This window comes from Rathayibacter sp. VKM Ac-2856 (genome assembly GCF_013205055.1).
In the GTDB taxonomy this organism is placed as follows: domain Bacteria; phylum Actinomycetota; class Actinomycetes; order Actinomycetales; family Microbacteriaceae; genus Rathayibacter.
The window spans coordinates 243,578-256,243 of record NZ_JABMLF010000004.1; the positions used below are offsets into that span (position 1 = coordinate 243,578).

Below are 12,666 nucleotides of genomic sequence, written 5' to 3' on the forward strand. Positions count from 1 at the left end.
CCGCGGGCTCTGCGGCCCAGTGCCGATCCCGCCCGGGGATGATTCGACGCGGTGCCGATCCGGCGGGACCCGAGCGGATCCCGCCGGCGGCGACGCGCTACGCCTGGATGAACGCGAGCAGGTCCGGGTTGATGACGTCGGCGTGGGTGGTCAGCATGCCGTGCGGGTAGCCCGCGTAGATCTTCAGCGTCGAGTCCTGCAGCAGCTCGTGCTGCTTCAGCGCCGCGTCCTTGTACGGCACCACCTGGTCGTCGTCGCCCTGCAGGACGAGCACCGGCACGGTGATCGCCTTCAGGTCCTCCGTCTGGTCGGTCTCCGAGAACGCCTTGATGCCCTCGTAGTGCGCCAGCGCGCTGCCCGTCATCCCCTGGCGCCACCAGTTGTCGACCACCGGCTGCGAGAGCTCCGTGCCGTCGCGGTTGAAACCGTAGAACGGGCCGGCGGCGACGGCCTGGAAGAACTCGGCGCGGTTCGCGGCGAGCGCCTCGCGGAAGCCGTCGAAGACGGAGATCGGCGTCCCCTCGGGGTTCGCCTCGGTCTGCACCATCAGCGGCGGCACCGAGGAGACGAGGACGGCCTTCGCGACGCGGCCCTGCGGCTGCCCGTATTGCGCGACGTAGCGCGCGACCTGGCCGCCGCCCGTGGAGTGGCCGATGTGGACCGCGTCGTGCAGGTCGAGGTGGCGCACCACGGCGTCCACGTCGCTGGCGTAGTGATCCATGTCGTGCCCGGTGCCGACCTGCTCCGACCGTCCGTGGCCGCGCCGGTCGCTCGCGATCACGCGGTAGCCGTGGGCGTGGAAGAACAGCAGCTGCGCGTCCCAGTCGTCCGAGGACAGCGGCCAGCCGTGGTGGAAGAAGACGGGCTGCGCGTCCGCGGGGCCCCAGTCCTTGTAGTAGATCTCAACGCCATCGTCCGTGGTGATGAACGGCATGCTCGAACCTCCGTGATCGGGTCGGCCCCGAGCGCGGCCCGAGTCGACGTCAGGTGCTCTCCCCCGGCAGGGGTGAGAAGTGGCTCCACGATAGGCGCGGGCCGCCGTGGCACCGCGGGATCGCGCGGATGTTCCGACGTCTGTCGAGACCCTCCCCCGCACCGCTTGAGCGGCTCCCCGATCGCTCGTACAGTCCTCGCCAACGCGAGGCCCGTCCGCCGCGCACCGGCCGGTCCGCGCCGGGCGCCGCGGCCGAGCTCGCGGCGGACGCGTCCTCCGCGGCGCAGATCGGAGATCCGGATGCCCGTGACGACGACGCCCGCCGGCGCACGAGGAAGGACGGCACCGCGATGACCCTCGAGGACCGCGTCCCCGCCGAGCCGCAGGCCGTGATCGCTCCGCTCAGCCGCTCCGCCGTCTTCCTCTCGCTCGACATCGTCGGCGGGCAGGACGCGGCGGACCGGGTCCGGGACGTCGTCGCCGACGTCGGCGGGCTGATCCGCGCGGTGGGCTTCCGCGATCTCGGCACGCGCCTCTCCTGCCTGATCGGGATCGGCAGCGACGCCTGGGACCGCTTCGGCGACCCGGCCAGGCCGCAGCAGCTGCACCCCTTCCGCGAGGTCGTCGGAGCGACCCACACCGCGGTCTCGACGCAGACCGACCTCCTCGTCCACATCCGCGCGGAGCGGGACGACGCCTGCTTCGAGCTCGAGCGGCTCCTGCTCGACGCTCTCGGCGAGGACGTCGTCGTGCGCGACGAGGTGATCGGCTTCCGCTACTTCGACAACCGCGATCTGCTCGGCTTCGTCGACGGCACCGAGAACCCGACCGGGGCGGCACTGCCGCGCATCGCGCTGATCGGCGCCGAGGACGAGGCCTTCGCCGGCGGGAGCTACCTGGTCGCGCAGAAGTACCTGCACGATCTGACGGCGTGGCACTCGCTCAGCACGGAGCAGCAGGAGCACATCATCGGCCGCCGCAAGGCCGACGCCGTGGAGGGCGCCGACGACCCCGCGCAGCTCTCGCACCGCGGGCTGGCGACCGTCGTCGACGAGGGCGGGACGGAGCACGACATCCTCCGCGACAACATGCCCTTCGGCCGGCCCGGCCGCGGCGAGTTCGGCACCTTCTTCCTCGGCCTCGCCGCCGATCTGTCGGTGATCGAGGCGATGCTGACCCGCATGTTCGTCGGCGTGCCCGCCGGCCGGCACGACCGCCTCCTCGACTTCTCGACCGCGACGACGGGCGGCGTCTACTTCGTGCCGTCCCGCGACGTGCTCGAGGCGCTCGGCGGCTGACCGGACGGGCGGCGGTGGGCACGACGGCCCGGGAGGGCGAGGAGTCGGGGGCGTCCCTCCCCCGCGGGCGAGCGGCGGCCGCGCTGGCGCCCTGGGCGCGGCGGCCCGCGGTGCTGCTGGACCGGCACCTCACCGTCCTGGCCGCGACCGGGCCCGCCCGCGCGCTCTCGCCCGCCTTCCGCACCGGGACGAACCTCGCCCGGTACACCTTCCTCGACACCCTCGATCAGCAGGAGTCGCCCTCCTGGCAGGTCGCGGCGGACCAGATCACCGCGATGCTGCGCGACTCGCTCGACCGGCACGAGGGCGACCGCGGATTCCTGGCCGTGGTGGGCGAGCTGTCCGCCACGAGCTCCGCGTTCGCGCACTCCTGGGCGGGCGGCGCGCGCGCAGCGACGAGCGGTTCGGTCGATCTGCCCGCCACGGCCGCGGGCCCCCTCCGCCTGCGCTACCGCCTGAGCCGGATTCCGCCGGCGGCGGACGACGACGACGAGCGCACCCTGCTCCTGTTCGAGCCGGCCGACGCGACGTCGCGCGAGGCGCTCGAGCGGCTGGCCGCCGACGCTACGCCACGGCCGGCGTCCGATCGTCCCCGCCGGCCTCCTCCGGACGAGGCAGAGGACGGAGCCCGGTGAAGTGGTCGATCGCGGCGGCGGCGGTCGATCCCGGATCGGCGAGGTACGTGACGACGTAGTGGCCCGGCGCCGTCGAGAGCTCCAGGGTCTGCATGTCGAAGTCCAGCCAGCCGAAGGGGGCGACGTCGAGCCGGAGCGAGCGCCGCGTGAAGGGCCGGACCTCGTACTCCGCCCAGATCGAGCGGAACGAGCGGTGCCGCATCGAGCACTCCCCGACGATCTCCTGGAGCCGCGGGTCGTCGGGATCGCCGTAGAACCGCAGCCCCGCGATCAGATCGCGGTAGACGGCGTCCCACGCCCGCAGCACCTCCGGCGGCTCCTCCTCCTCGAACGCGCGCGCGTGGCCCTCCGCCGCCGAGAGCAGCATGTTCGTGCCGGGCAGGCCCTTCTCCGGGGCGAGCCGCAGCATGAGGTCGTTCGCCGCCAGGACGTCGAGGTTGCGGTCGAAGGCGAACGCCGGCGTCATCGGCCAGTGGTTCAGCAGCGATTCCACCTGCGGCGGGTCCGTGCGCGCCGCCGGATCCTGCGGCCGGGGCACGGGCCGGGCCAGCCGGAAGAGATGGGCGCGCTCGAACTCACCGAGATCCAGCGCGTGGGCGAGGGCGTTGAGCACCTGATCCGACGGCCTGATGTCGTGGCCCTGCTCGACCCGGAGGTAGTAGTCGCGGCTGATCCTGGCGCGATCCGCGACCTCCTCCCGCCGCAGACCCGGGACCCGCCGCCGGCCGCCGACCGGTGTCAGGCCGACCTGCTCGGGCCGCAGCGCCGCCCGTCGCGCGCGGAGGAAGTCGGCGAGAGGGCTGCGTTCGCTCATCCACGACTCCAGAGCAGACTCTGCCGGACCGAGCGGCAGGCGGGGGGAAGGGCGATCCGGTGCAGTCGGGACGGTCCGACGAGGACGAATCTAGCGCCCGGAGCGCCGAGCTGTGGAGTACCGAGCTGTCGTGCGCGGATCGACGGGCCGCCCTGGTGCCGGACCGCCCCGAGGGACATGCTGGGCGCATGACGACGCAGCAGCTGATCGACCCCTCCGTCCCGCCCAGCGGCCCCGGCTGCGTCGAGTGCGAGCGCACCGGCTCGTGGTGGCTGCATCTGCGCCGCTGCGCGCTCTGCGGGCACATCGGCTGCTGCGACGACTCGCTGAACCGGCACGCCACGGCGCACTTCCACGAGACGGGCCACTCGGTCATCCAGAGCTTCGAGCCCGGCGAGGACTGGTTCTGGGACTACCGGACCGACGACTACGCCGACGGCCCGCGACTGGCCGACCCGCAGAGCCACCCCGCGGAGCAGTCCACGCCCGGTCCGGCGGACCGCGTGCCGCGCGACTGGCAGTCCGTCCTCGCCGAGCGGAGCTGAGCCGAGCGGAGCGAGGCCGACCGAGGCCGAGCTGCGCGGAGCTGAGCCGAGCCGACCGAGCCCCACCGCCGCACTCAGCCCGCCGCTCTCAGCCCACCGCACTCAGCCCGCTGAGACTCCGTCCAGCGCCTCCGCCTCGGCGATCCGGAGACGCATCTGCCGGTAGCGGTGCACCTGGTAGAGCCCGTGCAGCACGGCGAGCAGCATCGCCGCGAGGATCCCGGCGGCGATCGCGGCGGGCTCGTCGGCGCCGCTCTGGGTGAGCGCCAGTGCGACGCCCGCGCCGGCCACGATCGAGTTCACCACGGCGATCGCCGATGACATCGTGAAGAAGATCCCGCGCCAGCTGCGCCTGCGGCCGATCTCGAGCAGCTCGTTGGGCGCGTGGGTGCCGCGCGGCATCGTGAAGTAGGCGCCCGCGCCCGGCAGCAGCGTGCCGTAGTAGCGGCGGATCCGCTGGATCGCGGTCAGCGCGGCGATGTCCTCCATCGAGGTCTGCACCAGCCGCTCGTAGGTGAAGACCCCGAGCAGGACGACGACGGGGATGATCACCGCGAGGAACCCCATCGCGTACTCCGTCGGCGCGAGGAAGCCGAACGCGACGAGCGAGCTTGAGAGCATCGTCAGATAGAGGGACGCCCGGCTGCTCGACTCCGTCACGGTGATGCTCCGCGCCGACTCCAGGACGAAGTGCTCGGTGAGCAGGGCGCTGAGGAACGCCGCCGGCCGGTCGGGCAGCGACACGGCCGACACCGCAGCGTCCGGCAGCGCGGGCGTCCCGGCGGCCGGCAGCGCGGCCGCTCGCTCGCCGTCGTCCCCCGGCCCGCTCACGACGTCTCCTGCAGGTGGCGGTGCGCGAAGGTGACCGCCATCGCCCCCTCGCCGACCGCCGAGGCGACCCGCTTCACCGAGCCGCGCCGCACGTCGCCCGCCGCGAAGGAACCGGGGACGCTGGTCTCGAGGTGGAACGGTGCGCGCTGCAGCGGCCAGTCGAGCGCCGCGTGCTCGCCCGCGAGGTCGGGGCCGGTCACCAGGTAGTCGCCGGAGTCGCGGACGATCGCCGTCCCGGCCGCCCAGGACGTGTCCGGCTCGCCGCCGATGCAGACGAAGAGGTGCGATGTCGCCAGCGGTCCGCGCACCCCGGTCGCGCTGCTCTCCACCTCGATCGCCTCGAGCGAGTCGCCGCCGTGCAGGGCGGCCACGCGGGAGTCGAGGAGGACCGTCACGTTCGGCTGCCGCAGGACGCGATCCGCGAGGTAAGAGGAGAGGGTGTCGGACAGCGCGGGCCCGCGCACGAGCATGGTCACCTGCCTCGCCCTGGCCGCGAGGTTCATCACCGCCTGACCGGCCGAGTTGCCGCCGCCGACGACCACGACGTCCTGCCCCTCGCACAGCGGCGCCTCGCTCGTCCCGGCGCCGTAGTAGACGCCCACGCCGAGCAGCTCGTCCTCCCGCTCGAGGCCGAGCCGGCGCCACTGGATGCCGGTGGCGCAGATGTTGGCCCGCGCGACGACCGTCGTGCCGTCGGCGAGCAGCGCGTGGATGCGGTCGTCGGCGAAGCGGGCGCGGATCCCCTCCCGCATCCTCAGCAGCTCGGCGCCGAACGCCACGGCCTGCTGCCGGGCGCGCTCGGCGAGGTCGGCCCCGGCGATCCCGTGCGGGAAGCCGAGGTAGTTCTCGATCAGGCTGCTGGAGCCGGCCTGCCCGCCGATCGCCGAGCGCTCCAGCACGACGACCCGCAGGCCCTCCGAGGCGGCGTAGACGGCGGCGGAGAGCCCCGCCGGCCCCGCGCCGTAGATCGAGAGGTCGTACTCCTCGTACCGCGGCGCGGCGACCCAGCCGAGCCGGGCGGCCACCTCGGCGATCGTCGGATCGAAGGCGCGGGTGCCGTCCGGGAAGACGACGAGCGGCAGCGGCACGGCGTCGAGCGGCCGGCCGGCGACGACGAGGCACTGCTCGTCGGTGTCGAGCGGCGTCCAGGAGAAGGAGACGACGCTGCGCGAGAGGAAGTCGCGCAGCTCCCACGCGTCGCGGCTCTCGCGCCGCCCGTACAGCCGCACGAGCGGGGCCTCGTGCTCCCCCGGCGAGCGCCCGGCGGCCCCGGACCCGGTCACTACGCCCGCCGCCCCTCGAGCCCGCCGCGGAACCGCACCAGCTTCAGGCACAGGTGCAGCGTGCTCCGGGCGAGGCCGTCGTCCAGTGCGACCCGGACCGCCTCGGGCAGGTTCTCCAGGCGGTAGTAGAGCGTGGTGCGATGGATGTGCAGGATCTCGCAGGCCTCCCGCACGCTGCCCCGCACGTCGAGGTACGCCTCGACGGTGAGCCGCTGCACCTCGTCGCCCCGCTCGAGCAGTATCGCCGCCGCGGGGGACAGCGTCGCGAGCTGCGACGTGTCCGCGCCGATCGAGGCGAGGAGCACCCACGCGCCGAGATCTGCGATGTCGCCGCGGCCGCCGCCGTCCGGCAGGGAGCCCACGATGGTCGCAGCGAGCACGGCGCGCTCGGCGGCCGGCAGCAGGTCCTCGTCGCGGCGGTCGTGCCGGGCGGTGCCGATGGCCTGCACGGCGAGGCCGCGGCTCCGGGCCTCGGAGCGGAGGAGGGCGTCGGACTCGGCGCCGCGCGGCGACCCCGGCGCCTCCGCGCTCGCGAAGAGCAGCGCGCCCTCCCGCTCGCCGACGAAGACCAGCGGGGACACGCGGCTGGCGTCGATCCCGCGAGCGAGCGCCCTGCGCGCGGGGAGCGGGGCGGAGGAGTCCAGCCGCACCGCGCGGATGACGGTGTGCGCGTCGCGGCGCAGCCAGCGGCGCTCGACCGCCTCGGCGAAGGCGGCCCGCCGCAGCCCGGCGTCCTCCGCCAGCAGCCCCGCGATCACCTCCGCCCGCCGCGGAGCGAGCTCCTCGAGGACGTCCGGCGGGGTCATCGCTGGTTGCTCAGGTCGGAGGCCATGCCCAGATCCTGGTGGAGCGCTCTCATCCGAGCGTGGCCCTCGCAGATCCCCCTTACGGCCTCAGCGCGCCGCCCACCACTCCTTCAGCCGCCGGGCGGCCTCCTCCTCGCCGAGCGGCCCCTCCTCGAGTCGCAGCTCGAGCAGGAACTTGTACGCCAGCCCCACCTCGCGCCCCGGTGCGAGGTCGAGGATCGCCATGATCTGCGTGCCGTCGAGGTCGGGTCGCTTCGAGGCGAGCTCCTCCTTCTCGGCCAGCTCCGCGATCCGCTGCTCCAGGTCGTCGTAGGCGTGCGCGAGGCGGTCGGCCTTGCGGGTGTTGCGGGTCGTCACGTCGGCCCGGGTGAGGATGTGCAGCCGCTCGAGCAGCGGGCCGGCGTCGGTCACGTAGCGGCGGACGGCGGAGTCGGTCCAGGCGCCCTCGGTGTAGCCGAAGAAGCGCAGGTGCAGCTCGATCAGCCGGGCGACGTCCGCGATCGTCTGCTTGTCGAACTTGAGCGAGCGCAGCCGCTTGATCGCGAGCTTCGAGCCGACGAGGTCGTGGTGGTAGAAGCTGACCGCTCCGCCCGGCTCCAGGCGCCGCGTCGCCGGCTTGCCGATGTCGTGCAGCAGCGCGGCGATGCGGAGGACGACGTCCGGAGCCGAGCCCGGGTTCCGCTGCCCCTCCAGCGCGATCGCCTGCTCCAGCACGGTCAGGCTGTGCACGTAGACGTCCTTGTGGTGGTGGTGCTCGTCCTGCTCCAGGCGGAGCGCCGGCAGCTCCGGGAGGAAGTAACCGGCCAGACCGGTGTCGACCAGCAGCTCCAGCCCGGCCCGCGGGGACGCGGTCGCGAGGAGCTTCCGCAGCTCCTCCTGCACCCGCTCCGCGGAGACGTCGTCGATGCGCGGGGCCAGCTCGGCCATCGCCCACTCGACCTCGTCGGTGGTCCGGAAGCCCAGCTGCGAGGTGAACCGCGCCGCGCGCAGCATCCGGAGCGGGTCGTCGCCGAAGGAGAGGTCGGCGGCGGCGGGGGTCCGCAGTCGGCCGGCGAGCAGGTCCTCCACTCCCCCGGCCGGATCGACGAGCACGATCTCGGGGAGCCGCAGCGCCATCGCGTTCACCGTGAAGTCGCGGCGCACGAGGTCGCCCTCGAGGCTGTCGCCGAACTCGACCTCGGGCTTCCGGCTGACCCCGTCGTAGCTGTCGCTGCGGTAGGTCGTGATCTCGACCGTCTCGCCCGCGATGCGCGCGCCGATGGTGCCGAACGCGCGCCCGATGTCCCAGTGCGCCTCCGCGATCGGAGCGACGATCCGCACGATGTCGTCCGGGCGAGCGGAGGTCGTGAAGTCGAGGTCGTGCACGCCGTGCCCGAGGAACGCGTCGCGGACCGGGCCGCCGACCAGCGCGAGCTCGTGGCCCTGCGCCTCGAACGCCGCCGCGAGCCGGGCCACCGTCGGCGTCGCCGCGAGGGAGCGGAGGGTCTCGAGTGCGGTCTGGACGCTGTGCATCCGGCAGATCCTACCGGGGAGGCGTGGACGGGCCGCGGTGCACGCCGGGCCGCAACCCCCACGGGGGGTTACGCCCTGGAACGCCGCCGCCGCGCGTCCCGCGGCGCGGAGCCGGACGCCCGGAGGCCTGCACGTAGAATCACCCGCATGGAGGCCGAGTGAGTTCGATGCGTCGGCGCGACCTCACCCCCTCCGATCGTCCCCGCCACCGGCGAGCGGTCCCGCAGCTGCTCCGCTCCGTCGGCGCGGCCGCGCTGTCGATCGCGCTCCTCGGCGGCGCCCTCCCCGCGGCGGCCGCCGCCGCACCCGCCGCCGCAGCCCCCACGGCGATCGAGTCCGAGCAGGCCACCGTCACCGCGACGGTCGGCGCCGCGAACGACGGCGTCCTCCTCCCCGGCGAGGACCTCCAGCTCGCCATCTCCGTGCGCAACGGCACGACGGAGTCGATCGACGGCGCCCGGGTCGAGATCGCGGTCGACGGGTCCGTGCTCGACTCCCGAGCCGAGCTGGCCGAGTGGCTCGACGGCGAATCGGACGACGAGGGCACGAGCACCGGCGACGGCGCCGACGTCCGCCTGCTCCCCTCCAGCTCGGCACAGGTCGGCGTCACCGTGCCCGCCGCCTCCCTCCCCTTCTCCACCGACTTCACCCGCGACCCCGAGGACTTCGGCACCCACGCCGTCTCCGTCACCGTCACCAGCCCCGGCGGCACGATCGCGACGGCACGGGGAGTCTTCGAGCTCACGACGGGCTTCCCGAGCGAGCAGGAGACCGGGGTCAGCGTCCTCGTGCCGCTCACCGTCCCCGACACCGCCGACGGCCTGTTCTCCGCCGAGACGCTGCAGGACTACACCCAGACCACCGGCACGCTCTCGCGCCAGCTCGACAGCATCGACGGCCGCGCCGTGACCATCGGGGTCGACCCCCGGATCCTCGCGTCGATCCGCGTCCTCGGCGACTCGGCACCGGAGTCGGCGACCGCCTGGCTCGAGCGCCTCGAGGCGGTGCCCAACGAGGTCTTCGCCCTCCCCTACGCCGACGCCGACGTCGCCGCGCAGGCCCAGTCCGGCCTCTCCACCCTGCTGGCGCCGACGTCGTTCGAGTACGCCCTCGACCCCGCCCTCTTCGCACCGACGAGCACGGCGACCCCGACGGCCGCCCCCGACGCGACCGGCCAGGACCTCCCCGAGCGCCCGACGACCGAGTCGCTCCTCTCCTTCGACTGGTCGCCGACGGTCGGCGGCATCGCGTGGCCGGACGACGGCACCGTCCGTGCCGCGGACCTCGACGTCTTCGCCACCAGCGGCAGCTCCCGCACCGTCGTCTCCTCCGCCGGCCTCGTCCTCCCCGACGGCGTCTCGACGACCACTCGGGCCACGGTCGACGACCACGACGTCATCGTCGCCGACAGCGCCCTCTCCACCGCCTTCGACGCCGCCGTGAGCGCGAGCACCGACTCGGAGTGGCGCGCGAGCATGGCCGACCTCACGGCCGATCTCGCGCAGGTCCAGCGCGAGGGCGAGTCGCCCGACGTGGTCCTCGCTCTCGACCGCGGCGCCGCGATCGACGGCGTCCGCCTCTCGCAGACCCTCCAGGCCGTCGACGCGCTGCCCTGGGCCGAGGGCTCCTCCCTCGCCGCCGCCCTCACCGCGCCCGCGACCGAGGACGCGACGATCGTCGACTCCCCGGAGTCGGACCAGCGTCTCGAGGGCGTCTCGGACCTGCTCACCGCGGCCGCCCGCGTCGAGTCGTTCTCCGCCGTCCTCACCGACCCGCAGCTGCTCAGCGGCAAGCGCCGCAACGACCTCCTCGCCCTGCTCGCCGTGACCTGGCGAGAGGACGACGCCGGCTGGCAGGCGGCGGTCACCGCCAGCCGCGAGCAGGCCGACACCACGCTCTCCTCCGTCGCCATCGAGAGCTCCGACAGCGTCACCCAGCTCTCCCGCGACTCGAGCATCCCGGTCTACGTCCGCAACGACCTGCCCTGGCCCGTCACCGTCCGGATCCAGGCCTCGACCTCCAACGCGGTCCTCGACATCGACGAGTCCTCGGTCGAGCCGACGGCGATCGACGCCCGCTCCCAGGGCCGCGTCCTCATCCCGGTGAAGGCCCGCGTCGGCAACGGCGAGACCGAGCTGCGCATGCAGCTGACCGCCCAGGACGGCACGCCCATCGGCGCCCCCACCAGCATCGTGACCAACGTCCGCGCCGACTGGGAGACCGTCGGCACGCTGGGCATCGGCATCCTCCTCGTCCTCGTCTTCGGCGCGGGCATCCTCCGCAACATCCGCCGCCGCCGCCGCGGCGACACCCCCGACGAGGCCGAGGACGACCCGAACGCCCTCCTCGCCGTCCAGCCGGGCCTCGACGACGACCGAACGGATCCCCGTGGCTAGCTTCTCCCTCGGTCGCGCGAGCGCCGTCCTCGCCTCCGGAACGATGGTCTCGCGGGTCCTCGGCTTCGTGATGTCCATCGTCCTGGCGCAGACGATCGGCGCGGCCGTCTCGCCCGGCGCCGACGCCTTCACCGTCGCGAACCTGCTGCCCAACACGATCTACACGATCATCGCGGGCGGGGCGCTGAACGCGGTCCTCGTCCCGCAGATCGTCCGAGCCGGGCTGCACGCGGACGGCGGGCGCGGCTACATCAACAGCCTGCTCACCCTGACACTCGGGCTGCTGGTGGTCACGACGGTCGTCGGCACGCTCCTGGCACCCGTGCTCATCGGCCTGTACGCGCCGGCCTACGGCCCCGAGCAGTACGACCTCGCGGTCTCGTTCGCCTACTGGTGCATCCCGCAGGTGTTCTTCTACGGCCTGTTCACGATCCTCGGCGAGGTCCTCAACGCGCGAGGGTCCTTCGGTCCGTTCACCTGGGCCCCGGTGCTCAACAACATCGTCGCCCTCGGCGGCCTGGTCGCCTTCAACATCCTGTTCGGATCGGATCCGAACGGCGATCGTCCCGTCGACTCGTGGTCGCCCGCGATGGTCGCGCTGCTCGCGGGGAGCGCGACCCTCGGCATCGTCGCCCAGTCGACCTTCCTCATCTTCTTCTGGAGGAGGGTCGGGCTGAGCTACCGCCCCGCCCTCCATCTCCGCGGGCTGGGCCTGGGCACCGCCGGCCGCATGTCCCTGTGGTCCTTCGCGACCGTCCTGCTCACGATCGGAGCCGGGCTCGTGGAGAGCCGCGTCGCCTCGCCCGCGTCCGGTGAGGGCGCGTCGGCCGCCGCCCTGCAGAAGGCGTGGCTCATCTTCATGCTGCCGCACTCCGTCATCGCGATCTCGATCGCCGTGGCCTACTTCACCAAGATGAGCGGTCACTCCGCCCGCGGCGAGATGAAGGAGTTCCGCTCCGACGTCTCGACCTCGCTGCGACTCGTCCTGATGATGCTGGTCTTCGCGAGCGCGGCGATCGTCGTCGTGTCGGTGCCCTTCGGGTCGGTCTTCACCGACACCTTCGCCGACGCGCGGGCCATCGGCGCGATCGCTATCGCCTACGTCGTCGCGCTGCCGCTGTTCTCCTCGATCGCCATCATGCAGCGTGCGTTCTACGCCCTGAGCGACGGTGCGCGTCCGTTCGTCTTCACGCTCGTCCAGGTGGTCATCGCCGTCATCGGCTACCAGCTGGTCCGGCCGCTCCCGCCGGAGCAGACCGCCATCGGCATCGCCGCATCGACCTCGGCGGGCATCATCGTCCAGGCCGCCGTCGCCGCCTTCCTGCTGCGCCGGAAGCTCGGCGGCAGGGGCGGGTCCCGGATCGTCCTCCGCCTCGGTCAGTACGCCCTCGCGACGATCCCCTCGGCGGCCGCGGGCTTCGGGATGCTGGTCCTGCTCGGCGGCACCCGTCCGGGCGGATTCGCCGTCACGAACTACGTCGAGCCGCTCGTCTCGATGGCCGCCGTCGGCGTCGTGATGGCGCTCGTCTACTTCGGCGTCCTCTGGGTCCTCCGCGTCCCCGAGCTGCGCGCGATGGCCGCGCCGTTCCTCCGCCGCCTCGGGCGCTGACGC

The 12,666-nt window shown here is 73.5% G+C and carries 11 protein-coding genes; 5 read left to right on the top strand and 6 right to left on the bottom strand.

The features are described from left to right. Positions 1-97: 97 nt before the first annotated feature. The gene (locus tag HQQ82_RS14080) at positions 98-934 is read right to left on the bottom strand and encodes an alpha/beta fold hydrolase (protein WP_173234267.1); all 837 of its coding nucleotides are present in this window, start codon (positions 932-934) and stop codon (positions 98-100) included. A 350-nt stretch (positions 935-1,284) separates the two neighbouring features. Between HQQ82_RS14080 and HQQ82_RS14085 the strand changes: the two genes are divergently transcribed. Together HQQ82_RS14085 and HQQ82_RS14090 are read left to right on the top strand one after the other, a co-directional pair. Beyond that, positions 1,285-2,232, top strand: a complete 948-nt coding sequence (locus HQQ82_RS14085) for a Dyp-type peroxidase (RefSeq protein WP_173234269.1) — start codon at positions 1,285-1,287, stop codon at positions 2,230-2,232. Between the two features lie 14 nt (positions 2,233-2,246). Then, positions 2,247-2,867 carry a hypothetical protein gene (locus HQQ82_RS14090; protein WP_173234271.1) on the top strand — a complete coding sequence of 207 codons (621 nt, stop codon included), beginning with the start codon at positions 2,247-2,249 and terminating at the stop codon, positions 2,865-2,867. Here HQQ82_RS14090 and HQQ82_RS14095 read toward each other — a convergent pair. Continuing rightward, positions 2,797-3,681: a helix-turn-helix transcriptional regulator gene (locus tag HQQ82_RS14095; RefSeq protein WP_173234273.1), complete on the bottom strand. Its 885-nt coding sequence runs from the start codon at positions 3,679-3,681 to the stop codon at positions 2,797-2,799. The two genes, HQQ82_RS14090 and HQQ82_RS14095, sit on opposite strands and share 71 nt — an antisense overlap. A gap of 188 nt (positions 3,682-3,869) precedes the next feature. On the opposite strand from HQQ82_RS14095, the gene HQQ82_RS14100 reads away from it, so the two are divergent. Next, entirely contained in the window at positions 3,870-4,226 is a 357-nt protein-coding gene (locus HQQ82_RS14100) for a UBP-type zinc finger domain-containing protein (protein WP_173234275.1), read from the top strand. A 102-nt stretch (positions 4,227-4,328) separates the two neighbouring features. On the opposite strand, the gene HQQ82_RS14105 is transcribed toward HQQ82_RS14100, so the two are convergent. From HQQ82_RS14105 to HQQ82_RS14120, 4 genes are all read right to left on the bottom strand, one after another. Further along, positions 4,329-5,057, bottom strand: coding sequence for a hypothetical protein (locus HQQ82_RS14105; RefSeq protein WP_173234277.1), 729 nt, complete (start codon positions 5,055-5,057; stop codon positions 4,329-4,331). Next, positions 5,054-6,340, bottom strand: coding sequence for an FAD-dependent oxidoreductase (locus tag HQQ82_RS14110; RefSeq protein ID WP_173234279.1), 1,287 nt, complete (start codon positions 6,338-6,340; stop codon positions 5,054-5,056). Before HQQ82_RS14110 ends, HQQ82_RS14105 begins: the two co-directional genes overlap by 4 nt. After that, positions 6,340-7,146, bottom strand: a complete 807-nt coding sequence (locus HQQ82_RS14115) for a helix-turn-helix domain-containing protein (protein ID WP_173234281.1) — start codon at positions 7,144-7,146, stop codon at positions 6,340-6,342. The genes HQQ82_RS14110 and HQQ82_RS14115 overlap by 1 nt, the downstream gene beginning before the upstream one ends. 87 nt (positions 7,147-7,233) lie before the next feature. After that, positions 7,234-8,658 carry a CCA tRNA nucleotidyltransferase gene (locus HQQ82_RS14120; RefSeq protein ID WP_173234283.1) on the bottom strand — a complete coding sequence of 475 codons (1,425 nt, stop codon included), beginning with the start codon at positions 8,656-8,658 and terminating at the stop codon, positions 7,234-7,236. 167 nt (positions 8,659-8,825) lie between these two features. Between HQQ82_RS14120 and HQQ82_RS14125 the strand changes: the two genes are divergently transcribed. Beyond that, positions 8,826-11,054: a DUF6049 family protein gene (locus tag HQQ82_RS14125; protein ID WP_254071536.1), complete on the top strand. Its 2,229-nt coding sequence runs from the start codon at positions 8,826-8,828 to the stop codon at positions 11,052-11,054. Continuing rightward, positions 11,047-12,663: a murein biosynthesis integral membrane protein MurJ gene (gene murJ, locus HQQ82_RS14130; protein ID WP_173234286.1), complete on the top strand. Its 1,617-nt coding sequence runs from the start codon at positions 11,047-11,049 to the stop codon at positions 12,661-12,663. Before HQQ82_RS14125 ends, murJ begins: the two co-directional genes overlap by 8 nt. Positions 12,664-12,666 lie beyond the last annotated feature (3 nt).